Origin of the sequence: Streptomyces sp. JL2001, from assembly GCF_050917515.1 — a bacterium.
GTDB lineage: Bacteria > Actinomycetota > Actinomycetes > Streptomycetales > Streptomycetaceae > Streptomyces.
The window spans coordinates 6,303,202-6,324,558 of sequence record NZ_CP169421.1; the positions used below are offsets into that span (position 1 = coordinate 6,303,202).

Annotated in this window: 20 protein-coding genes; 15 read left to right on the plus strand and 5 right to left on the minus strand. The window is 71.5% G+C overall.

Features of this window, described 5'->3' with window-relative positions; all coding sequences use genetic code 11:
- The 12 genes from pafA to ACE1OA_RS28165 all read left to right on the plus strand — a co-directional run bounded on the left by pafA (position 1) and on the right by ACE1OA_RS28165 (position 12,733).
- Complete coding sequence (gene pafA / locus ACE1OA_RS28110; RefSeq protein ID WP_147977216.1) at positions 1-1,362, plus strand: Pup--protein ligase; 1,362 nt, start codon at positions 1-3, stop codon at positions 1,360-1,362.
- Between the two features lie 237 nt (positions 1,363-1,599).
- Positions 1,600-2,538: an FKBP-type peptidyl-prolyl cis-trans isomerase gene (locus tag ACE1OA_RS28115; protein ID WP_356779963.1), complete on the plus strand. Its 939-nt coding sequence runs from the start codon at positions 1,600-1,602 to the stop codon at positions 2,536-2,538.
- 40 nt (positions 2,539-2,578) lie between these two features.
- Positions 2,579-2,950 carry an FKBP-type peptidyl-prolyl cis-trans isomerase gene (locus tag ACE1OA_RS28120; protein ID WP_147977214.1) on the plus strand — a complete coding sequence of 124 codons (372 nt, stop codon included), beginning with the start codon at positions 2,579-2,581 and terminating at the stop codon, positions 2,948-2,950.
- 139 nt (positions 2,951-3,089) lie between these two features.
- Positions 3,090-4,046, plus strand: a complete 957-nt coding sequence (locus ACE1OA_RS28125; protein WP_356779961.1) for a helix-turn-helix transcriptional regulator — start codon at positions 3,090-3,092, stop codon at positions 4,044-4,046.
- 13 nt (positions 4,047-4,059) lie between these two features.
- Positions 4,060-5,016 carry a helix-turn-helix transcriptional regulator gene (locus ACE1OA_RS28130; RefSeq protein WP_386544593.1) on the plus strand — a complete coding sequence of 319 codons (957 nt, stop codon included), beginning with the start codon at positions 4,060-4,062 and terminating at the stop codon, positions 5,014-5,016.
- Positions 5,017-5,136: 120 nt separating this feature from the next.
- A complete protein-coding gene (locus ACE1OA_RS28135; RefSeq protein WP_356601017.1) occupies positions 5,137-5,400 on the plus strand; it encodes a hypothetical protein in 264 nt (87 codons plus the stop codon).
- A 35-nt stretch (positions 5,401-5,435) separates the two neighbouring features.
- Entirely contained in the window at positions 5,436-5,633 is a 198-nt protein-coding gene (locus ACE1OA_RS28140; RefSeq protein ID WP_356601016.1) for a hypothetical protein, read from the plus strand.
- A gap of 187 nt (positions 5,634-5,820) precedes the next feature.
- Positions 5,821-6,105, plus strand: coding sequence for a Sec-independent protein translocase subunit TatA (gene tatA, locus ACE1OA_RS28145; protein WP_356601015.1), 285 nt, complete (start codon positions 5,821-5,823; stop codon positions 6,103-6,105).
- Between the two features lie 106 nt (positions 6,106-6,211).
- The gene (gene tatC / locus ACE1OA_RS28150; RefSeq protein WP_356601134.1) at positions 6,212-7,114 is read left to right on the plus strand and encodes a twin-arginine translocase subunit TatC; all 903 of its coding nucleotides are present in this window, start codon (positions 6,212-6,214) and stop codon (positions 7,112-7,114) included.
- Between the two features lie 41 nt (positions 7,115-7,155).
- On the plus strand, positions 7,156-8,073 hold the full coding sequence (locus tag ACE1OA_RS28155; RefSeq protein WP_386544589.1) for a diacylglycerol kinase: 918 nt from the start codon (positions 7,156-7,158) through the stop codon (positions 8,071-8,073).
- 134 nt (positions 8,074-8,207) lie between these two features.
- On the plus strand, positions 8,208-11,036 hold the full coding sequence (locus ACE1OA_RS28160) for a DEAD/DEAH box helicase (protein WP_356601013.1): 2,829 nt from the start codon (positions 8,208-8,210) through the stop codon (positions 11,034-11,036).
- Positions 11,037-11,236: 200 nt separating this feature from the next.
- Positions 11,237-12,733, plus strand: a complete 1,497-nt coding sequence (locus tag ACE1OA_RS28165) for a cytochrome P450 (protein WP_432753561.1) — start codon at positions 11,237-11,239, stop codon at positions 12,731-12,733.
- A 224-nt stretch (positions 12,734-12,957) separates the two neighbouring features.
- Here the strand turns inward: ACE1OA_RS28165 and ACE1OA_RS28170 are convergent, their stop codons facing one another.
- From ACE1OA_RS28170 to ACE1OA_RS28180, 3 genes are read right to left on the minus strand one after another with little or no spacing between them, the layout of a single operon-like run.
- The gene (locus ACE1OA_RS28170; protein WP_356601011.1) at positions 12,958-13,881 is read right to left on the minus strand and encodes an ADP-ribosylglycohydrolase family protein; all 924 of its coding nucleotides are present in this window, start codon (positions 13,879-13,881) and stop codon (positions 12,958-12,960) included.
- Positions 13,881-14,354 (minus strand): ABA4-like family protein, encoded by a 474-nt coding sequence (locus ACE1OA_RS28175; RefSeq protein WP_384873846.1) that lies wholly within the window; start codon positions 14,352-14,354, stop codon positions 13,881-13,883. Before ACE1OA_RS28175 ends, ACE1OA_RS28170 begins: the two co-directional genes overlap by 1 nt.
- Positions 14,351-15,328, minus strand: a complete 978-nt coding sequence (locus ACE1OA_RS28180) for a hypothetical protein (RefSeq protein ID WP_432754102.1) — start codon at positions 15,326-15,328, stop codon at positions 14,351-14,353. Before ACE1OA_RS28180 ends, ACE1OA_RS28175 begins: the two co-directional genes overlap by 4 nt.
- 127 nt (positions 15,329-15,455) lie before the next feature.
- On the opposite strand from ACE1OA_RS28180, the gene ACE1OA_RS28185 reads away from it, so the two are divergent.
- The gene (locus tag ACE1OA_RS28185) at positions 15,456-16,088 is read left to right on the plus strand and encodes a MerR family transcriptional regulator (RefSeq protein ID WP_432753562.1); all 633 of its coding nucleotides are present in this window, start codon (positions 15,456-15,458) and stop codon (positions 16,086-16,088) included.
- A gap of 204 nt (positions 16,089-16,292) precedes the next feature.
- On the opposite strand, the gene ACE1OA_RS28190 is transcribed toward ACE1OA_RS28185, so the two are convergent.
- Together ACE1OA_RS28190 and ACE1OA_RS28195 are read right to left on the minus strand one after the other, a co-directional pair.
- Positions 16,293-17,129 carry a siderophore-interacting protein gene (locus ACE1OA_RS28190; protein ID WP_356601008.1) on the minus strand — a complete coding sequence of 279 codons (837 nt, stop codon included), beginning with the start codon at positions 17,127-17,129 and terminating at the stop codon, positions 16,293-16,295.
- A gap of 48 nt (positions 17,130-17,177) precedes the next feature.
- The gene (locus ACE1OA_RS28195) at positions 17,178-18,083 is read right to left on the minus strand and encodes a 5'-3' exonuclease (RefSeq protein WP_432754103.1); all 906 of its coding nucleotides are present in this window, start codon (positions 18,081-18,083) and stop codon (positions 17,178-17,180) included.
- A gap of 262 nt (positions 18,084-18,345) precedes the next feature.
- Between ACE1OA_RS28195 and ACE1OA_RS28200 the strand changes: the two genes are divergently transcribed.
- Together ACE1OA_RS28200 and ACE1OA_RS28205 are read left to right on the plus strand one after the other, a co-directional pair.
- Positions 18,346-19,425, plus strand: a complete 1,080-nt coding sequence (locus ACE1OA_RS28200; protein WP_386544576.1) for a quaternary amine ABC transporter ATP-binding protein — start codon at positions 18,346-18,348, stop codon at positions 19,423-19,425.
- The gene (locus ACE1OA_RS28205; protein WP_432753563.1) at positions 19,418-21,229 is read left to right on the plus strand and encodes an ABC transporter permease/substrate binding protein; all 1,812 of its coding nucleotides are present in this window, start codon (positions 19,418-19,420) and stop codon (positions 21,227-21,229) included. The genes ACE1OA_RS28200 and ACE1OA_RS28205 overlap by 8 nt, the downstream gene beginning before the upstream one ends.
- The last annotated feature ends 128 nt before the right edge of the window (positions 21,230-21,357 follow it).

Consider the following 21,357-nt stretch of genomic DNA (forward strand, 5'->3'; position numbering starts at 1 on the left):
ATGGACCGCCGCATTTTCGGGCTGGAGAACGAGTACGGCGTCACGTGCACGTTCAGGGGACAGCGCCGACTGTCTCCTGACGAAGTGGCGCGCTACCTCTTCCGCCGTGTCGTGTCATGGGGCCGCAGCAGCAATGTCTTCCTGCGGAACGGCGCCCGCCTGTACCTCGACGTGGGTTCGCATCCGGAATACGCAACACCGGAATGCGACAACGTGACCGAACTGGTCACCCACGACAAGGCCGGCGAGCGCATTCTCGAAGGTCTGCTCGTCGACGCCGAACGCCGCCTGCACGAGGAGGGAATCGCCGGCGACGTCTATCTCTTCAAGAACAACACCGATTCGGCGGGAAACTCCTACGGCTGCCACGAGAACTATCTCGTCGCCCGCCACGGAGAGTTCTCCCGGCTCGCGGACATCCTCATTCCCTTCCTCGTCACCCGGCAGCTCATCTGCGGTGCCGGAAAGGTGCTCCAGACCCCGCGCGGCGCCGTCTACTGCGTCTCCCAGCGGGCGGAGCACATCTGGGAGGGCGTCAGCTCCGCGACGACCCGCTCCCGGCCCATCATCAACACCCGCGACGAGCCGCACGCGGACGCGGAGCGGTACCGCCGTCTCCACGTCATCGTCGGCGACTCGAACATGTCCGAGACGACCATGCTGCTCAAGGTCGGCGCCACCGACCTGGTGCTGCGCATGATCGAGGCGGGCACCGTGATGCGCGACCTGACGCTGGAGAACCCCATCCGGGCCATCCGTGAGGTCAGTCACGACATCACCGGCCAGCGCAAGGTCCGTCTCGCCAGCGGGCGCGAGGCCTCCGCGCTGGAGGTCCAGCGCGAGTACTACGAGAAGGCCGCCGACTTCGTCGACCGCCGCGGCATCCGCACCGGCACGGTCGCCCAGGTGCTGGAGCTGTGGGGCCGCACGCTCGACGCCATCGAGGCCGAGGACCTCGACCGCATCGGCACCGAGATCGACTGGGTCATGAAGTACAAGCTCATCGAGCGGTACCGGGCGAAGAACAACATGACCATGTCGCACCCGCGGGTCGCGCAGATAGACCTCGCCTACCACGACATCCACCGCCGCCGAGGGCTCTACTACCTCCTGGAGAGGAAGGGGCAGGCGGCCCGGATCTGCAACGACATGAAGATCTTCGAGGGCAAGTCCGTGCCCCCGCAGACCACCAGGGCGCGACTGCGCGGCGACTTCATCCGCCGCGCGCAGGAGCAGCGACGGGACTTCACCGTCGACTGGGTCCACCTCAAGCTCAACGACCAGGCCCAGCGCACCGTGTTGTGCAAGGACCCCTTCCGGTCGGTCGACGACCGGGTGGAGAAGCTGATCGCCGGAATGTAGCGCCGACCTCACGACACGTCAGGCCCCGCACGTCCCACGTGCGGGGCCTGACGTGCGTCGTCCGCCGCCGACGTCCCCCGGAGCCGTCCGGGCACGGGAGGTACCCCCCACCGCGTTGTCTCCCACCTCCGCCTCGGATCCGAAGCCCCGGGACCCCGCTCACCGATCCGGCCTGATCGACAGGACACCCCCTAGAGTGTCGAGCAACTACTGTGCCGTCTGAGATCTGAGGAACACGTGCGCCGACTTGCCGGCCTACTGGTCGTCCCGCTGCTGCTGCTCTCGACAGCGGCCTGCGGCAGCGACGACAAGGGCTCCGACTCCGCCTCGATGAAGAACGGGCTGCCCGCCATCACCGCGGGTGAGAAGTTCGGAGAGAAGCCCACCCTCGCGAAGGGAGAGGGGGATCCGCCCAAGGAGCTCAAGGTCAATGTGATCAGCAAGGGCGACGGCGCGGTCACCAAGAAGGGCGACGCGATCCAGGTGAACTACCTGGGTCAGGCGTGGGACTCCACCACCCCCTTCGACAACAGCTTCGACCGCGGCCAGCCGTTCGACCTGACGCTGGGCGCCGGTCAGGTCATCAAGGGCTGGGACCAGGGACTGGAGGGCCAGACCGTCGGAAGCCGGGTCGAGCTGGGCATCCCGCCGGACCTCGGCTACGGCGCGCAGGGTCAGGGCGACATCAAGCCCAACGCCACCCTCGTCTTCGTCGTGGACATCCTCAAGGCGACCACGATCCCGAAGTCCGCCACGGGCACCGCGGTCGCGCAGGACAACAAGGACCTGCCGAAGGTCGGTACCAACACCGACGGCAAGGCGCCCTCGCTGACCGTCCCCAAGGTCGACCCGCCGACCAAGCTCGTCTCGAACTACGTCCTGGAGTCCAAGGGCGAGGTCGTCAAGAACACCGACACGGTCGTCGTGAACTACGTCGCGGCGCTGTGGAAGGACGGCAAGGTCTTCGACTCCACCTACGCGCGGGGCAAGACCGAGAACTTCCCGCTCGCCCAGCTGACCCTGAAGGGTCTCAAGGACGGCATCACCGGCAAGAAGGTGGGCAGCCGCATCCTGATCGTCGCCCCGCCGTCCGAGGCGTTCGGCAACGAGGAGAAGCAGGGAATCCCGAAGAACTCCACGCTGGTGTTCGCCGTGGACATCCTGGCGAAGATGTAAGACTGTCCCGACGCAGTACATCGGTATGAGGAGCAGTGCAGTGAGCATCGAGAAGCCCGAGGTCGACTTCCCGGGCGGCGAGCCGCCGAAGGACCTGGAGATCAAGGACATCTGGGAGGGTGACGGTCCGGAGGCCAAGGCCGGCGCCACCGTCTCCGTCCACTACGTGGGCGTCTCCTTCTCCACCGGCGAGGAGTTCGACTCCTCCTGGAACCGCGGCACCCCGCTGCAGTTCCAGCTCGGTGTGGGCCAGGTCATCCAGGGCTGGGACAAGGGCGTGCAGGGCATGAAGGTCGGCGGCCGCCGCCAGCTGATCATCCCCGCGCACCTCGCGTACGGAGACCGCGGCGCCGGCGGCAAGATCGCCCCGGGCGAGACGCTGATCTTCGTCTGCGACCTGGTCGCCGTCTGATCGGTCGCATCCGACCGTAAACGGTCATGACGAGGGCCCATGCCGTCCGGCATGGGCCCTCGGCTTTTGCCCGGACACCCCGGGGCGGTACGGTCGGACGTCCGAGAAGTCAATCCGGCAGAAGAGGTGCAGGGCGTCGATGGCGATTGCCAAGGCCGAGCGGCTGATGAATCTGGCGCTCTGTCTGCTCGGGACCCGGCGGCCGCTCTCCAAGCGGGAGCTCCGCGGCTCCATCGAGGCGTACATGGAAGCGAGCACCGACGACTCGTTCAACCGGATGTTCGAGCGCGACAAGGACGATCTGCGCGAGCTCGGCCTGGTCATCGCGACCGTCGAGAACCTGGAGGGCGAGACCGGCTACCTCGCCCGGCGCGACTCCAACCGGCTTCCGCCCATCACGCTGGACGCCGAGGAGGCCGCCGCGCTCGGTCTGGCCGCGAAGGTCTGGCAGCAGGCCCGTCTCGCCGGGGCCGCCAGCGGCGCCCTGCAGAAGCTCCGCGCCGCCGGGATGCCCGAGGCCGAGGACTCGTACGAGGCGCAGCACAGTGCGCTGGAGCCGCGCATCCCGGTGCACGAGGCCGCGTTCGAGCCCCTGATGCTGGCCTGCCGCGACCGTCGCCCCGTCGTCTTCGACTACCGCAAGGCCACCGCCGCCCGCCCCGAGACCCGCCAGGTCGAGCCCTGGACGCTCGAGTGCGTGCGCGGCCACTGGTACCTCGCCGGCTGGGACCGCGACCGCGGCGCCGAGCGCGTCTTCCGTCTCTCCCGCATCACCGGCAAGGTCCGCTCCCGGGCCGGCGCCTTCACCGCGCCCGTGCCCGACGTCGTCACCGTCCGGGAGACCGTCGAGCGCTGGTCCGGCGAGATCGCCACCCGCTCGGCCCGGATCCGGCTGCGCGCGGGCTGCGGCTACCCGCTGCGGTCCCGTGCCCGCTCGGTGAGCGAGGGGGCCGACGGCTGGGACGAGCTGGAGATCCCGTACGGACACGGCCTGGACGCCTGGCTCGTCGAGTTCGGTCCGGACGTCGTCGTACTGGAGCCCGCCGACCTGCGGGCCGACGTGATGGACCGGCTGCGCGCCGTGGCCAAGGGCTGAGGGGACGGACGGCATGGCAGCGAACGCGATCGACCAGACGAGGCGGATGCTCTCCCTCGTCACCTACCTCCGCGAGCGGCCCGGCGCCCACGTCGCCGACGTCGCGCGCGCCTTCGGCATCACCGAGGACGAGCTGATCTCCGACCTCGACGTGCTGCCGATGTGCGGCACCAGCTTCCGCGGTGGGGACCTCCTCGACATCGACACCGACGGCGACCGCATCTGGTGGCACAACCCCGACGACGTCGCCGAGCCGCTGCGGCTGGCCGCCGACGAGGCGACGGCGCTGCTGGTCGCCGCCCGGGCCGTCGCCACCCTGCCCGGGCTGCGCGAGAGCGACCGGGAGGCGCTGCTGCGCGCGACCGCCAAGCTGGAGACGGCGGCCGGTGAGACCGCCGGCGCCAGTGCCCGGCTCTCGGTCACCTTCGAGTCCGAGGGCGGCGTCTTCGCCGAGGTCGACCGGGCCATCTCGGAGCGACGCCGGCTGTGGGTGCGGTACTACTCGCCCGCCCGCGACGAACTGACCGAGCGTGAGGTCGACCCGATCCGCCTCTTCGCCGTCGGCCACACCTACATGGAGGCGTGGTGCCGGCTCTCCGAGGCGCGCCGCACCTTCCGTCTCGACCGCGTCGCCGAGATCCGGATCCTGGACGAGCAGTCCGCACCGCCGGAGATCGAGCTGCGCGACCTGTCCGAAGGGCTCGTCCAGCCCTCGGCCGAGGACCCCGAGGTCGTCGTGCAGGTCGGGCCAGGCGGCCGCTGGGTCGCCGAGTACTACCCGCACGACCGGGCCGAGGAACTGGCCGACGGCGGACTGCGCATCACCCTGCGCACGCCCGCCCCGGCCTCGCTGCGCAGGCTCGCGCTGCGGCTCGGCAGCGACGGGCGGATCGTGGCCCCGCAGGAACTCGCCGACAGTGCCCGGCAGGCTGCCGCGGACGCCCTCGCCGCCTACGGGGACGGCGGCTGACGGATCCCCCGCCCGCGGGCGGGGGAAAGGGGGAATGTGACATTCCCCGTACGGTGGGCGCTGTTGTCTGTGGAACCGATCGGATCGCGCGAGCGCGCGGGTGCGGGGGAGTCGAGAGGGATGAGGGAATTGTCCGTGATGCACGGAATGACGGCATCGATCGCGCCGGTGTTCTTCAAGGCCGCCTGCCCCGACTGCCGCTCCCGCTTCGAACTCGCCGCGAGCGCCCTGCGCCTCGCCATCGGAGCGAGCCGCCGCACCACGTTCTACTCCTTCACCTGCCCCGAGTGCGGCAGCGCCGTCCGCAAGCCCGCGGGGGAGCGGATCGTCGAACTCCTCACCGGCGGCGGCGTCCGCACCCTGCGCCTGCACCCCACCGTCTGACACGTCGCGGTCCGCGCAGCGTCTAGGCTCGGCACATGTTCTGGCCCATGCTCGCCATCGCGCTCGGATTCCTCGGCATCGCCGTCCTCGGCGTCCTCGGCATCAAGGTCTTCGTCGAGGCCCAGCGGCTCGGCCGCCAGGTCGCGGACACCACGGCCCGCATCAGCCGGGCCGCCGAAGACCTGGAAAGGGCGGCCGGAGACCTGGCGCGCACCGGCGAGGCCCTGCGCTGACACCGTGCCCTACCCTGCGACGCGGGGCCCCGGCGGGGCCCGCCCGGTCCGCAATCGTGAGTATGCACGGGCATTGCCCTGCGTTTACTCCTGCGGGTTACGATCGCAGACAGCGCGGTGGCCGGACGCATGTCCGACCCGCCGGGCAACGCACTCCATGTCGCCTCGGTGAAGAAGGTAAACAGCTATGGGTAGGCTCGGCCCCACCGAGATCATTCTGATCCTCGTCGTCATCATCCTGCTGTTCGGCGCCAAGAAGCTCCCGGACATGGCCCGTTCCCTCGGCAAGTCGGCCCGCATCCTCAAGAGCGAGGCCAAGGCGATGAAGTCGGACGACCAGCAGACCGCCCCCGCCGAGCCGCCGCACCCCGGCGCCGCGGACCAGGCCGCCCCGCGTACCATCCAGGCCTCGCCCGGGGACGTGACCAGCGCGCGGCCCGTGACCGAGCCGTCGGACACCACCAAGCGCTGACCCGGTCCGCCGCAGACCGCCGCACCGAGCGGCGGCCTGCCGCACGAGATGAGGACGTGGGTTGCTCAAGTCTGCCCGCAAGCAGGTGAAGGACCCCGAGGGCCGCATGCCCCTCGTGGAACACCTGCGTGAGCTCCGTAACCGCATGGCGAAGGGCCTCCTGGCCATCGCCGCGGTCACCGTCGTGGCCCTCGTGTACAGCGAGGACCTGATGCAGTTCCTGACGAAGTCGGTGCCCAAGTGCGCCCCCGGCATGACCAGCGACGGCGGCAACTGCGCGATCGTCTCCTTCAACACGCTGATCGCCCCGTTCAGCACGACGATCCAGGTCAGCCTCGTGACCGGCCTCGTCGTCGCGAGCCCGATCTGGCTCTACCAGCTGTGGGCCTTCATCGCCCCGGGCCTGCACAAGAACGAGAAGAAGTACACGTACGCCTTCGTCGGCGCCGCGGTGCCGCTGTTCACCGCCGGCGCGTACCTCGCGTACCTCATCCTTCCCATCAGCGTGAAGGTGCTCATCAGCCTCACGCCCGGCGGCTCGGCGAACATCCTGTCCCTCGGTGACGTCCTCGACTTCACCCTGCGCATGGTGCTCGTCTTCGGCCTCGCCTTCGAGCTCCCCCTCGTCCTGGTGATGCTCAACCTGACCGGCATCCTGACCGGCCGCCGGATGGCCGGCTGGTGGCGCGGCGTGATCATGGGCGTGTTCGTCTTCGGCGCCGTGATCACCCCCACCACGGACCCGGTCGGCATGCTGGCCCTGGCCGGCCCCATCACCGTGCTGTACCTCGCCGCCGTCGGCTTCTCGCTCCTGAACGACCGGCGCCGCGCCCGCCGTGACCGGGACGCCGAGCTCGACGACGACCAGGCGTCGGTCCTGGACCACATCCCCGAGGCCGTCGGAGCCGTCGAGCCCGTCAGCGCCGTCCGGGCCCTGCCCGAGCAGGCCACCGGCGAGGGCGACGGAGCCCGCGCACATCGTCAGAGCGGTTACGACGACATCACCTGATCTTGTGGGGTCCCCCCGCAGGCTCCGTCCCGGGGGGACCCATGACCAGCGAGATCACCCTGTTCGTCAATCCCGCCGCGGGACGTGGCCGGGGCGCGCACGCCGCGCTGCCGGCCGCTCGTGCGTTCCGGGACGCCGGCCTCTCGGTCCGCACCGTCCAGGGAACCGACGCCCCGGACGCGCTGCGGCGCGCCCGTGAGGCCGTGGCCCGGGGGACCGGCGCCCTCGTCGCCGTCGGCGGCGACGGCATGGTCTCCCTCGCCCTCCAGGCGGTCGCCGGCACGTCCACCCCGCTCGGTGTCGTCGCCGTCGGCACCGGGAACGACTTCGCCCGCGCCGTCGGCCTCCCCCTGCGCGAACCCGCGAGGGCGGCCCGCCTCACCGCCGGACTGCTCGCGGCCGGCGGCCGGCGCATCGACCTCGGCAGGGTCGGCGACCGCTGGTTCGGGACCGTCCTCGCCTCCGGGTTCGACTCCCGCGTCAACGACCGCGGCAACCGCATGCGCCTGCCCGCCGGCCGGTTCAAGTACGACCTCGCCATGATCGCCGAGCTCGCCGCCTTCAAGCCTGTCCCCTACCGGCTCACCCTCGACGACGGCAGCGAGCGGCTGATCGACGCCACCCTCGTCGCCGTGGGCAACGGCACCTCCTACGGCGGGGGCATGCGTATCTGCGCCGACGCCCGCATGGACGACGGCCTCCTCGACGTGACCGTCGTCGGCGACTGCTCCCGCACCACCCTGCTCAAGGTCTTCCCGCGGGTCTACCGGGGCACCCACCTCGACCACCCGGTGGTCTCCGTACACCGGGCGCGCGCCGTCACCCTCGACGCGCCCGGCGTCACCGGCTACGCCGACGGCGAGCCGCTCGGCCCGCTGCCGCTCACGGCGCACTGCGTGCCCGGCGCGCTCCGGATCCTGGCGCCCGAGCCCGGACACGAGCCCGGACCGCGGTCGTAGCCGTCGCCGCCGGCCGTGCCCCGGGGTCGTGCCGGGCCGTCCCGCGGTCGGTTCGCGCCGTCCGGCGGTTCCCCCGCGGCGGTCATTTAAAGATCGCGTCACTGTCCGAGTCGGCGGGTAGGCTCGACAGCAAGATGACAGAGGACCTCACACCAGCCGAAGCGTACGCAGCCGCCCGGGCACGCAACGCCGAGCAGGCCACGGCGCTGGCCCCCTTCCGCGAGATGTACGAGTTCGGTCTGGACCCGTTCCAGATCGAGGCCTGCCAGGCCCTCGAAGCGGGCAAGGGCGTGCTCGTCGCCGCCCCCACCGGCTCGGGCAAGACCATCGTCGGCGAGTTCGCCGTCCACCTCGCCCTGCGCCAAGGGCGCAAGTGCTTCTACACGACGCCGATCAAGGCACTGTCGAACCAGAAGTACGCCGACCTCGTGAAGCGGTACGGAGCCGACAAGGTCGGTCTCCTGACCGGCGACAACAGCGTCAACTCCGAGGCGCCCGTCGTCGTCATGACGACCGAGGTCCTGCGCAACATGCTGTACGCGGGCTCGCAGACCCTCAGCGGTCTCGGGTACGTCGTCATGGACGAGGTGCACTACCTCTCGGACCGCTTCCGCGGCGCCGTCTGGGAGGAAGTGATCATCCACCTCCCGGAGTCCGTGACGCTCGTGTCACTCTCCGCCACCGTGTCCAACGCCGAGGAGTTCGGCGACTGGCTCGACACCGTGCGCGGCGACACCGAGGTCATCGTCTCCGAGAGCCGCCCCGTGCCGCTCTGGCAGCACGTCCTCGCCGGGCGCCGGATGTACGACCTCTTCGAGGAGGAGAGCGACCACGGCGGCCGCGCCGCCTCCCGACGCGAGGTCAACCCCGATCTGATGCGCCTCGCCCGCACCGAGAACACCCGCACGTACAACCCGCGCGAGCGCCGCCGCGGCAAGATGGTCCGGGAGGCCGACCGCGAGCGCGAGCGGCGCCAGCGCTCCCGCATCTGGACGCCGGGCCGGCCCGAGGTCATCGAACGGCTCGACGCCGAGGGCCTCCTGCCCGCCATCACCTTCATCTTCAGCCGGGCCGGCTGCGAGGCCGCCGTCCAGCAGTGCCTGTACGCCGGACTGCGCCTCAACAACGACGAGGCGCGCCTGCGGGTCCGCGAGATCGTCGAGGCGCGCACCGCCTCGATCCCCGACGAGGACCTGCACGTCCTCGGCTACTACGAGTGGCTCGAAGCGCTGGAGCGCGGCATCGCGGCCCACCACGCCGGCATGCTCCCGACCTTCAAGGAGGTCGTCGAGGAGCTCTTCGTCCGCGGCCTCGTCAAGGCCGTCTTCGCGACCGAGACGCTGGCCCTGGGCATCAACATGCCCGCCCGGTCCGTGGTCCTGGAGAAGCTGGTCAAGTGGAACGGCGAGCAGCACGCCGACATCACCCCCGGCGAGTACACGCAGCTGACCGGCCGCGCCGGCCGACGCGGCATCGACGTCGAGGGGCACGCGGTCGTGCTGTGGCAGCGCGGGCTCGACCCCGGCCACCTCGCCGGGCTCGCCGGCACCCGGACCTATCCGCTGCGCTCCAGCTTCAAGCCGTCGTACAACATGGCCGTCAACCTCGTTGACCAGTTCGGCCGGCACCGCTCCCGCGAACTGCTCGAGACGTCCTTCGCGCAGTTCCAGGCGGACCGGTCCGTCGTGGGCATCTCCCGCCAGGTCCAGCGGAACGAGGAGGGCCTCGACGGCTACCGCGAGGGCATGACCTGCCACCTCGGCGACTTCGAGGAGTACGCGCAGCTGCGCCGCGACCTCAAGGACCGCGAGACCGAGCTGGCCAAGCAGGGCGCGGCTCAGCGCCGTGCCCAGGCCGCGGCGTCGCTGGAGCGGCTCAAGGCCGGTGACGTCATCCACGTCCCCACCGGCAAGTTCGCCGGGCTCGCCCTCGTCCTCGACCCGGGCATCCCCGCCGGCCGCACCAACGGCCACCGGGGCTTCGAGCAGCACGACGGGCCGCGCCCGCTCGTGCTCACCGCGGAACGGCAGGTCAAGCGCCTCGCCTCGATCGACTTCCCGGTCCCCGTCGAAGCCCTGGAACGGATGAGGATCCCCAGGTCCTTCAATCCGCGCTCCCCGCAGTCCCGGCGCGACCTCGCGTCCGCCCTGCGGACGAAGGCGGGGCACATCAACCCCGAGCGGCACCGCAGGGACCGCTCGGCCGCCGCGGACGACCGCGAGATCGCGCGGCTGCGCACGGAACTGCGCGCCCACCCGTGCCACGGCTGCGACGAGCGCGAGGACCACGCCCGCTGGGCCGAGCGCTACCACCGGCTGCAGCGGGACACCCGGCAGCTGGAGCGGCGCATCGAGGGCCGTACCAACACCATCGCCCGCACCTTCGACCGCATCGTCGCGCTCCTCACCGAACTCGACTACCTGCGGGGCGACTCCGTCACCGAGAACGGCAAGAGGCTCGCCCGGCTCTACGGCGAACTCGACCTGCTGGCCAGCGAATGCCTGCGCGACGGCGTCTGGGAGGGCCTCACGCCGCCCGAACTGGCCGCCTGCGTATCGGCGCTGGTCTTCGAGGCGCGGCAGGCCGACGACGCCGTGGCGCCGAAGCTGCCGACCGGCAACGCGAAGGCCGCGCTCGGCGAGATGGTGCGGATCTGGGGCCGGCTCGACGCCCTGGAGGAGGAGTTCAAGATCAACCAGGCGGAGGGGGTCGGCCAGCGCGAGCCGGACCTGGGCTTCGCCTGGGCCGCCTACCAGTGGGCCTCGGACAAGAGCCTCGACGAGGTGCTGCGCGAGGCCGAGATGCCGGCCGGCGACTTCGTCCGCTGGTGCAAGCAGGTCATCGACGTCCTCGGTCAGATCGCCGCGGCCGCGCCCAAGGAGAACAGCACGGTCGCGAAGAACGCCCGCAAGGCCGTCGACTCGCTGCTCAGGGGGGTCGTCGCCTACAGCTCGGTGGGCTGACGGGCGGACGGCCGACAGCCTGCGCACCGAAGTCGCCCGAAGGGCCCGTGGCGTCGCCACGGGCCCTTCGGGTTTCCCGGGCCCTTCGGTTTTGTCCCGCCCGTTGTCCACAGGCCGTTGTCCACAGGGGTGGCGGAGTGACACACCCTTCCGATTCCATGGAGTCGTACACGGTTCAACACCGTTGAGAGGGAGGGAACGTGACCACGCAAGCCGGTCCGCGGGCCGCCGCAGAGGCGGCCGACGGACAGAGGATCGTGCCGGGGCCCCGGGGCGTGCCCCTGCTCGGGAACATGCCGGAGTTCGGCAAGGACCCGCTCGCCTTCTTCGAGCGGCTGCGTGAGCGTGGCGACTTCGTCAGCTGGCGGTTCGGACCGAGTCCCGCCCTCTTCATCGCCCATCCCGACACCATCGGCGAACTCCTCACCGAGATCGAGCGGACCTTCGACCAGCCCGACCTCGGCATCGCCTTCCGCACCCTCCTGGGCAACGGCGTGGTCGTCGCCAAAGGCGCCGACTGGCGCCGCAAGCGCTCGCTCGTCCAGCCGTCCGTCCGGCCCAAGCAGGTCCGTTCCTACGCCGCCACCATGGCCGAGTGCGCGGTCGCCCTCGCCGACCGCTGGAGCGACGGACAGCGCGTCGACGTCAAGAAGGAGATGGCGGCGCTCACCCAGCTCATCGCCGTCCGCACCATCTTCGGCGTCGACACGGCGGCCGACGCCGAGCTCATCGGACGGGCCATGGACGTCGCCCAGAAGGAGATCGGTGCCGAGTTCAGCGGCATCGGGGCCATCCTGCCCGACTGGGTGCCCACGCCAGGCCGCGCCCGCATCAAGAAGGCCGCCGCCGTCATCGACGCCGAGGTCGGACGGGTCGTCGCGCGTCACCGCGACGGCGACACCGAGCGGCCCGACCTGCTCAGCCGCCTGCTCGCGGCGCAGGACGAGACCGGTGCCCACCTCTCCGACGAGGAGATCCGCGACGAGACCGTCACCCTCTACATCGGCGGACACGAGACCACCAGCTCGACCCTCGTGTGGGCCTGGCACCTGCTCTCGCGCAACCCCAGGGTGCGGGCCGCACTCGCCGAGGAGCTGGACCGCGTGCTCGGCGACCGCGAGCCCGGCTTCGAGGACTACGCGCAACTGACCTACACCCAGGCGGTGGTGAAGGAGACCCTCCGGCTCTACCCGACCATCTGGCTCCTGACGGGCATCGCCAAGGAGGGTGCGGTCCTCGGCGGCCGGCCCGTTCCGCCCGGCACGCGGGTCTGGAGCAGCCAGTGGGCGACCCACCGGGACGCGCGCTGGTTCGGCGATCCCGACGAGTTCCGCCCGGAGCGCTGGGGCACCGCGGTGCCCGCCCTCTCGGGGGAGGACGGCGCGGCCGATGGGGAGAGCGCCGGGGGCAAGGGCGCCGAGGAGATACCCGAGTACGCCTGGTTCCCGTTCGGCGGCGGCCCGCGGGTCTGCCTCGGGACGCGGTTCGCCATGGTCGAGTCCGTGCTGGTGCTCGCCGTCCTCGCCCGCCGCTTCCACCTCGACCTCGACCCCGGCGAGATACGCCCGGTGCCCAGCCTCACGCTCCAGCCGGACCGCGACGTCCTCGCCACCGTCCGGGCGAGGCCCGGCCGGCCGGCGGGGGAGGACGCGGATCCGGGCGCGGACGGGTCCGGCACGGCGGCGACGGCCGGCTAGGTCCTGTCCGGGCGATCTTCGAGGATCGGCCCGCGGCGTCGGATGTGGTGTATCGCAAGGCGGAGGATCGCCCTCGTACTGGGCGTACTCGGGCGACTCCGACCACGCCGCGAGACGCCGCAGCCGTCGTCGCGGGCCCGAGAAGATCACCCGGACAGGACCCAGGTCCTGTCCGGGGTTCCGGACCCTCGGTTCTGGCTCCTCCGCTCGGGTGGCTGCTCGGCTCAGGCGATCAGGGCGGTGGCCAGCGCCCGCAGGTCGTCGGAGCGCAGGGTGCGGGGGCCGTGGCCCGGGAGCGGGACGTGCAGGGGGTCGGTCCACCGGGCGGGGATCGCGCCGGCTCCGTGGACCGCGCCCGCGAGCAGGCCGGTGACCGCGGCCACCGTGTCCGTGTCGCCGCCCAGATCGATGGCGACGGCCAGGGCCTCCTCGAACGACGTGGTGGTACGCAGCGCCCAGACCGCCGAGCCGAGGCAGGGCCACACCGCGCCGTTGAACTCGGTGGCGTCGTCCGGGTGCCAGTCCGGCGCGAGGACCACCGCCCAGCGGGCGCGGTGCGCGGGGGCGACGGCGGCGAGCGCCTCCGGCAGCGCGGCCGACGGGTCCTCGCCGAGCAGGGCGACGCGGACGAGTTCGTGCAGGAGGGCCGTCCCCTCCCAGGCTGCGGCGTCCCCGTGGGTCAGGGCCGCGATCCGGCGGGCGGCGTCCCGGGTTGCCTCCGGGCCGGCGGCGGCGAACCGGACGGCGGAGGTGGAGGCCCGCATCAGCGAACCGTTGCCGGCGGCACGGCCGTTGACCTGGAAGTGCAGGGCTGCCGCGGTGTCCCAGGAGTCGCCGCTGCTCAGTACCGCCTCGGTCTGCAGGCCGATGTCCTTGGGGTCCGCCGCCGCCCAGGACCGGAAGCGCCGGAAGATGTCCGGCAGGTCGAGACCGCCCCGTTCGAGGAGGGACTCCCCGACGAGGACGGCCATCTGGGTGTCGTCGGTGGCCTCGCCCGGATCCCAGCCGCCGCCCCCGCACATCTCGCCCCTGCCGTCGGGGAAGCGTTCCCGGAAGACGCCGGGCAGCCCGAACTCGAAGGGCGCGCCCAGCGCGTCTCCCACGGCGGAGCCGAGCACCGCCCCGACGGCACGGTCGATCGTTCGCATCAGGCCAGCGTAGACGGCCCGGGGACGAGGCTCCCGCCCTGGCCGGGACGAGGTGTCACGGGCTTCCGGAGCGCGCGCAGGACCAGGAAGACGAGCAGTCCGAAGGGGGAGAGGAGGATCGAGAACAGGAGCAACGGCCCCATCACGAAGGGGGAGATGCCCCGTCTGCGGCCTTCGAGGTACATCCACTGACCGAGCAGCAGGTCCCAGGCGAGGATCTGCGCCCAGACCGCCCCCGCTCCGCCGGCGAGCGCCACGAGGTCGCGGAAGGTGTCGATGTCCGGGCTGCTCACCGCCGCCCACAGCTCGGGGAAGACCGGGATCGCCATCACCAGATAGACCGTCAGCACCGGCAGCACGGTCAGGGGCGAGGCCGCGAGCCGTTCCGTGCCCCGCCAGCCGGGCGCCAGGATCATCAGCAGCCAGAAGGGAGCGACCAGGTAGAAGGAGAACTCGAAGAGAAAACCGGTCATGCCGCGAACTCCTTACGGGAGGTTCCGGAGTCGCCGGTCGTTCCGGCGCCGGGTCCTATGTGTGGCGGGGTGCGCAGGGCGGCCCAGGTGGTCGCGACGGTCAGCGCGACGATCGCGCCGGCGGCGGCCAGGGTCGTGCCGTCGGGGTCGACCAGGGGCCGGCCGCGCAGTGCCTGCCAGGTCAGCAGTCCGAAGGTCGCCGTGTACGCCCCGGAGACGACGAGAGTGAGCCTCAGCCGGACCCGGTCGTCGCGCAGCCGGGCGAACCGCGGGGCGAGCGTGACCAGGGCGAGCAGCACGAGCGGGATCACCTGCAAGGCGTGCATGCCGAAGAAGTGGGCGATCCGCAGGTCGCCGCCGGTCGTGGACCAGCCCGTCACGGCCATCGAGGGGCCCCCGTCAGGGACACCGACGCTGTGGGCTCCGGTGATCGCCGCGTCGTCGCCCGCGGCGAGCTGCTCCGGGGTGGGCACGACCATCACGAAGCCCACGGCCGCGCCGGCGAGCGCGATCAGGGAGCCGAGGCGTACCGCCCAGGCGGTCGCGCGGTCCAGGATGCGGGCGCGTAACAGCAGGACCGCGATGACGAGTGCGGCGAGCCAGAGGACCACGACGGTGGCGCCCATGACCTGGAACAGTGCCGCGTCGAGCGGGGTCTCGTTGTTGAAGTGGCTCTGCCGGCCGCGCACGACCTGGACCGTGATGATCACCATCTCGACGACGCCGGCCGCGGTGAGCACGGTGCCCGCCCACCAGCCGACCCGGCGGCCGCGTGGCAGCAGGCTGAGCATCCACGCGAGCGTCATCGCATAGGCGACGAAGGAGACGGAGAACTTGAACGGCTTGGACCAGATCGGCACGCCGACGAGCATGCGGTCGTCGACGATCAGGCCGCCGACGCTGACGACGGCGAGCAGGGCCATGGAGCCGGAGAACCACACCAGCGGCCGATGGAGCTCGCGGATACGCGGCATCGATGAGGACATGGGCAAACCCCCGTGATTATAGATAGCGGCACTCGCCGCTATCTGATAGCTCCACTATCTATGATGGGGGTGCCGGTCGGCAAGGCCGGAGCAAGACCAGGAAGGTGAACGGACTGTGCGCGTCGGAGAGTTGAGTCGCAGGGCCGGAGTGTCGGTGCCGACGATCAAGTACTACGTACGGGAAGGACTGCTGCCGGCCGGGCAGTTGACGAGCCCGAACCAGGCCTCGTACGGCGAGGCGCACGTGAGGCGCCTCCGCCTGATCCGGGCGCTCATGGACGTCGGCGGGCTGTCGGTGGCGGGCGTCCGTGAGGTGATCGAGGCGATCGAGGACACCGAGCGGCCGGTGCACCAGGTGCTGGGCGCGGCGGCTGATCGCGTGGTGCCGAGCCATGACGGGGAACCGGTGGCGGGAGTCGCCGCCGCGCGAACGGCCGTGGCCGAGCTGATCGAACGGCGCGGCTGGCGGTCCCATCCGGAGAGCCCGGCGGCCGAGTCGCTGGCCGTGGCCCTGGCGACCATGGAGGACGTGGGGCATGGGGGGTTCGCGGAGGTGCTCGACGCGTACGCGGACGCCGCGGAGCAGGTCGCCCGGGCGGATCTGGACTACGTGGCCCGCAACATGGCGCGGGAGGAGCTCGTGGAGAGCGTCGTGGTGGGGACGGTGCTGGGCGACGCGCTGTTCGCGTCACTGCGCAGGCTCGCACACGTCGACGCCTCGGACCGGGTCTTCGGCACGGACGTCTGACGGTTCGCCGAGGGATTCGCGCCTCCGGCGGGCCGGGGTCGTCCTGCGGTGCGCGGAGGAGTGGAACGCGCCGAGTGGGTGGAACGCGCCGAGTGGGTGGGGCGCGGCGAGTGGGTGGAGCGCGGCGAATGGCCGGGGCGCGAGCCCCGGCCGTACGGAGCATGCGTGCGGCCCGGCCCCCGCCCCGTCGCGCGGCGTGTCCGCTCAGGACTCCTGTTCGCGCTCCACCTGGTCGTTCCACTCGCGCTTGATCGCGCGCCAGGCCTCGTCGGTCTTGCCCGCGCGCCAGTAACCCGAGATGGACAGCCGGTCCCGGGCCACCTCGCGCTCCAGGCGCAGATGCTTGCGGAGGTCCTTCACGAAGCCCGCCTCGCCGTGCACGAAGGCGTGGACGTCACCGGGCGGGAACTCCAGGTTCCGGACCGCTTCCAGCAGAGCCTCGCCGGCCGGGCGCGCGCCCCGGTGGAGCCAGGTCACCTCGACCCCCGCCGCCGTCGCGAACTTCTGCTCCTCGCCGGCGTCGGCCACCTCCACGAACGCGTGGACCACGGCGCCCTCCGGCAGGCGCTCCAGCGCGACCGCGATGGCCGGCAGGGCGCTCTCGTCGCCGACGAGCAGGTGCCAGTCCGCGGCCGGGTCCGGCGCGTAGCCGCCGCCCGGGCCGAGGAAGCGCATGACGTCGCCGGCCCGCGCCCCCGCCGCCCACGGCCCGGCCAGACCCTCGTCGCCGTGGACCACGAAGTCGACGGTCAGCTCGCGCTGGACCGGGTCCCAGTCGCGCACCGTGTAGGTCCGCGTCGTCGGCCACTGCTCGCGCGGGAACTCCTCGCGGATCCGCTCCATCGAGAACGGCTCCGGGTAGCTCACGCCTTCCGGCGCGAAGAGCAGCTTCACGTAGTGGTCCGTGTGCTCGCCCACGGTGAAGGAGTCGAGCCCGTCCCCGCCCAGCACCACACGCACCATGTGCGGGGTGATCCGCTCCGTGCGCACCACCCGCGCCTCGTGGGCCTTCGGTGCCTTGCGCGCCGGCTGCTCTGCCACGACGGTCTCCCCTGACTTCGAGAACTTAGGTTTACCTAAGCTAGCACCTCAGTGGGTGAGGACGGTGATGAGCCGCCCCACCGCACCGCCCAGACCCCAGCGCGCCACCAGCTCCTGCAGCGCCTCCGGGTCCCGTGGCGCGCCCGGCAGCGCCGGGTCGAACGCGGGCAGCGGGACGTCGCCGGCGACCCGGACGACCTTCGGCGCCACGTCGAGATACGCGGCGGCCTCCACGATGCCCCGTCGCTTGGCGGGGGTCAGCCGGGACGTGCGGTCCCCGGCCGCCGCGCGGACACCCGCCAGGTCGCCGTACTCCGTGATCAGCTGCGCGGCGGTCTTCTCGCCGATCCCCTTGACCCCGGGCAGCCCGTCGCTGGCGTCGCCGCGCAGGGCCGCGAAGTCGGCGTACTGGTCGGCCCGCACCCCGTACTTCGTCCGGATCAGCTCGTCGTCGACGAGATCGCAGTCGCCCACGCCCTTGCGCGGGTAGAGCACGCGCACCCCGCGCGCGTCGTCCACCAGCTGGAAGAGGTCGCGGTCCCCGGTGACGATGTCCACCGGGCCGGCCGCCCGCCCGGCGAGCGTCCCGATGACGTCGTCCGCCTCGTACGGAGCGACCCCCACCCGGGCGATGCCGAGCGCGTCCAGGACGTCCTCGATGATCGGCACCTGCGGGGCCAGCGTGTCGGGGACCTCCTCCTCGTCGGGCCCGACCTCGGTCTCCTCGGCCACCCGGTGCGCCTTGTACGAGGGGATCAGGTCCACCCGCCACTGCGGGCGCCAGTCGGCGTCCATGCAGGCCACCAGATCGTCCGGACCGTGGTCCTGGACGAGCCGGGTGATGAAGTCCAGCAGCCCCCGCACGGCGTTCACCGGGGTGCCGTCCGGGGCCCGTACCGAATCCGGCACGCCGAAGTACGCGCGGAAGTAGAGGGAAGCGGTGTCGAGGAGCATCAGGCGTCGGGTCACACCCCGATCATGCCGCACCCCACGGACACCGGGTCCGAACGACGGTTCCGCACTCCCGCCGTGACCCCCGTCACCTTTGCGTTTGCCCTCCAGGGGGCCCGGGCAGGCGCGAGCCCGGAGCGGACCCCGGTACGCGATTCGAGGAACGGATCGCCGTGCGCGGGGAGACGCGGGCCGAATCCGCCCCGCTCCACGGCCCGGCTGCGGGGGTGGCGGGCCGTTTCTCGTTCCAACGCGTGAGGTGTATGTGTCCAGGCTCCAGGCCGACCACCTGTTCAAGGTGTTCGGCAGACGACCCGACGACGCCGTCCGGAAGCTCGCCGACGGCGCCGACCGAGACGAGCTGCGTGCCGAGGGCACGACCGCCGCGGTGATCGACGCGTCGTTCGTCGTCGACCCCGGCCAGATCTTCGTCGTGATGGGTCTGTCCGGATCCGGCAAGTCCACCCTCCTGCGCATGCTCAACGGCCTCCTCGAGCCCACCGCGGGCCGGGTGCTGTTCGACGGCCGGGACCTCACCGCGCTGAGCCCCCGCGACCTGCGCACCGTGCGGTCCACGAAGATCAGCATGGTCTTCCAGCACTTCGCGCTCTTCCCGCACCGCAGCGTCCTGGAGAACGCCGCCTACGGCCTGGAGGTCCAGGGGGTCCCGCGCGCCGAGCGCGAGGCCCGCGCCGCCGAGGCCCTGGAGCTGTGCGGTCTGGCCGGCTGGGAGAAGTCCTGGCCCGACGAGCTGTCCGGCGGCATGCAGCAGCGCGTGGGCCTGGCCCGCGCGCTTGCCACCGACGCCGACCTGCTCCTCATGGACGAGTCCTTCAGCGCGCTCGATCCGCTGATCCGCCGCGACATGCAGGACCAGCTCCTGGAGCTGCAGAAGCGGCTGAAGAAGACCATCGTCTTCATCACCCACGACCTCAACGAGGCCATGCGGCTCGGCGACCGGATCGCGGTCATGCGCGACGGCCGGATCGTCCAGCTCGGCAGCGCCGAGGACATCCTCGTCCGCCCCGCCGACGACTACGTCGCCTCCTTCACCCAGGACGTCGACCGCACCCGCGTGCTCACGGCCTCCGCCGTCATGACGGACGCCGACCACCCCGGCGACGCGGACGCCTGCGGCTGCGAGACCGTCGGCCCCGACACCCTCGTCGCCGACCTCTGCGCCGTCAGCGCCCGCGTCCCGCACCCGGTGGCCGTGAAGGACGCCGACGGCACACTCCTCGGCGTCGTTCCGCAGTCCCGGCTGATCGGCGTCATCGGCGACGAGCAGCGGCCCCCCGCCGCCTGCGACGCCCCCGGCACGGAGAAGGAGGTGGCCCATGCCTAGGATCCCCCTCGGCCAGTGGGTCGACGGTGCCGTCGACTGGCTCCAGGCCCAGCTCTCCTGGCTCTTCGATGCCGTGACCACCGTCGTCACCGGCCTCTACAACGGCATCGACGCGGTCCTCTCCGCGCCCGAGCCGCTCCTCTTCGCCGGCATCCTCGCCGTCGTCGCCTGGTGGCTGCGCGGCCTGACGGCGGGCGCGCTCGCCTTCGTCGGCTTCGCGCTGGTCGACTCCATCGAGCTGTGGGACGACGCCATGTCGACCCTCTCGCTCGTCCTGGTCGCGACCCTGGTCACGCTGGTGATCGCGGTTCCGCTCGGCATCTGGGCGGCCCGCTCCAAGACGGTCAGCGCCGTGCTGCGCCCCGTGCTGGACTTCATGCAGACCATGCCGGCGATGGTCTACCTCATCCCCGGCATCATCTTCTTCGGCGTCGGCGTGGTGCCCGGCATCATCGCCACCATCGTCTTCTCCCTGCCCCCGGGCGTGCGGATGACCGAGCTCGGCATCCGCCAGGTCGACGGCGAACTCGTCGAGGCGGCCGAGGCGTTCGGCACCACCCCCCGGGCCACCCTGCTGCGCGTCCAGCTGCCGCTCGCCGTGCCGACGATCATGGCCGGCATCAACCAGGTCATCATGCTGGGCCTGTCCATGGTCGTCATCGCCGGCATGGTCGGCGGCGGCGGGCTCGGCGGCGCGGTCTACCGCGCCATCGGCAACGTCGACATCGGCCTCGGCTTCGAGGCGGGCATCTCGATCGTCATCCTCGCCATGTACCTGGACCGGATCACCGGCGCCCTGGGCCGTCAGGTCTCGCCGCTCGGCCGCCGTGCGCTCGCCAAGGCGCGCGCCGCGGTCGCCGCCCGGGCCGGCGCGAAGATCTGGAGCCACCGTCCGCAGCCGGTCACCGCGCTGGTCGGCGTGGTCGTCCTGGCGCTCGTCGCGGGCGGCATGGGCTTCCTCGGTGCCGGCAAGCAGTCCGGTCCCGCCGCCGACGGAGGCGAGAACGTCGGTCAGGGCAAGAAGGTCAGCCTCGGCTACATCCCCTGGGACGAGGGCATCGCCTCCACCTTCCTCTGGAAGGAACTCCTGGAGCGGCGCGGCTTCGAGGTCGAGACCCAGCAGCTGGAGGCCGGAGCCCTCTACACCGGTCTCGCCGGCGGCCAGATCGACTTCCAGACCGACTCCTGGCTCCCGGTCACCCATGCCCAGTACTGGGAGAAGTACCGCAACAAGCTCGAGGACCTCGGCTCCTGGTACGGGCCGACCTCGCTCGAACTGTCCGTGCCCTCCTACATGAAGGGTGTCGACTCGCTCGACGACCTGAAGGGCAGGGCCGGACAGTTCAAGGGCCGCATCGTCGGCATCGAGCCCAGCGCCGGCATGATGGGCATCCTCAAGGACAAGGTCCTGAACGACTACGGCCTCAAGGGCGAGTACAAGGTCGTCGACGGCTCCACGCCGGGCATGCTCGCCGAGTTGAAGCGCGCGTACGACAAGAAGGAACCGGTCGTCGTCACGCTCTGGTCGCCGCACTGGGCGTACTCCGCCTACGACCTGAAGAAGCTGAAGGACCCGAAGGGCAGTTGGGGCAAGGGCGACGGCGTCCACACCCTGGCCCGCAAGGGCTTCGCCGCCGACAACCCCGAGGTCGGCGCCTGGCTCAAGGACTTCAGGATGACCGAGAAGCAGCTCACCGACCTGGAGGCCGCCATCCAGCAGGGCGGCAAGGGCAAGGAGCAGGAGGCCGTCCGCGGCTGGCTGGCGAAGAACCCCGGCCTCGCGGAGAAGCTCACGCCTCAGTGACGGGGCGCGGACGGAGAGTTGCCGGCTCCGGTCCGCCTCAGATCCGACTCCGCACCGAGAAGGGGCGGTCGCCGAATGTGTTCGGCGACCGCCCCTTTTCGCCACGACGCGAAACCCTGCCCCAAAGC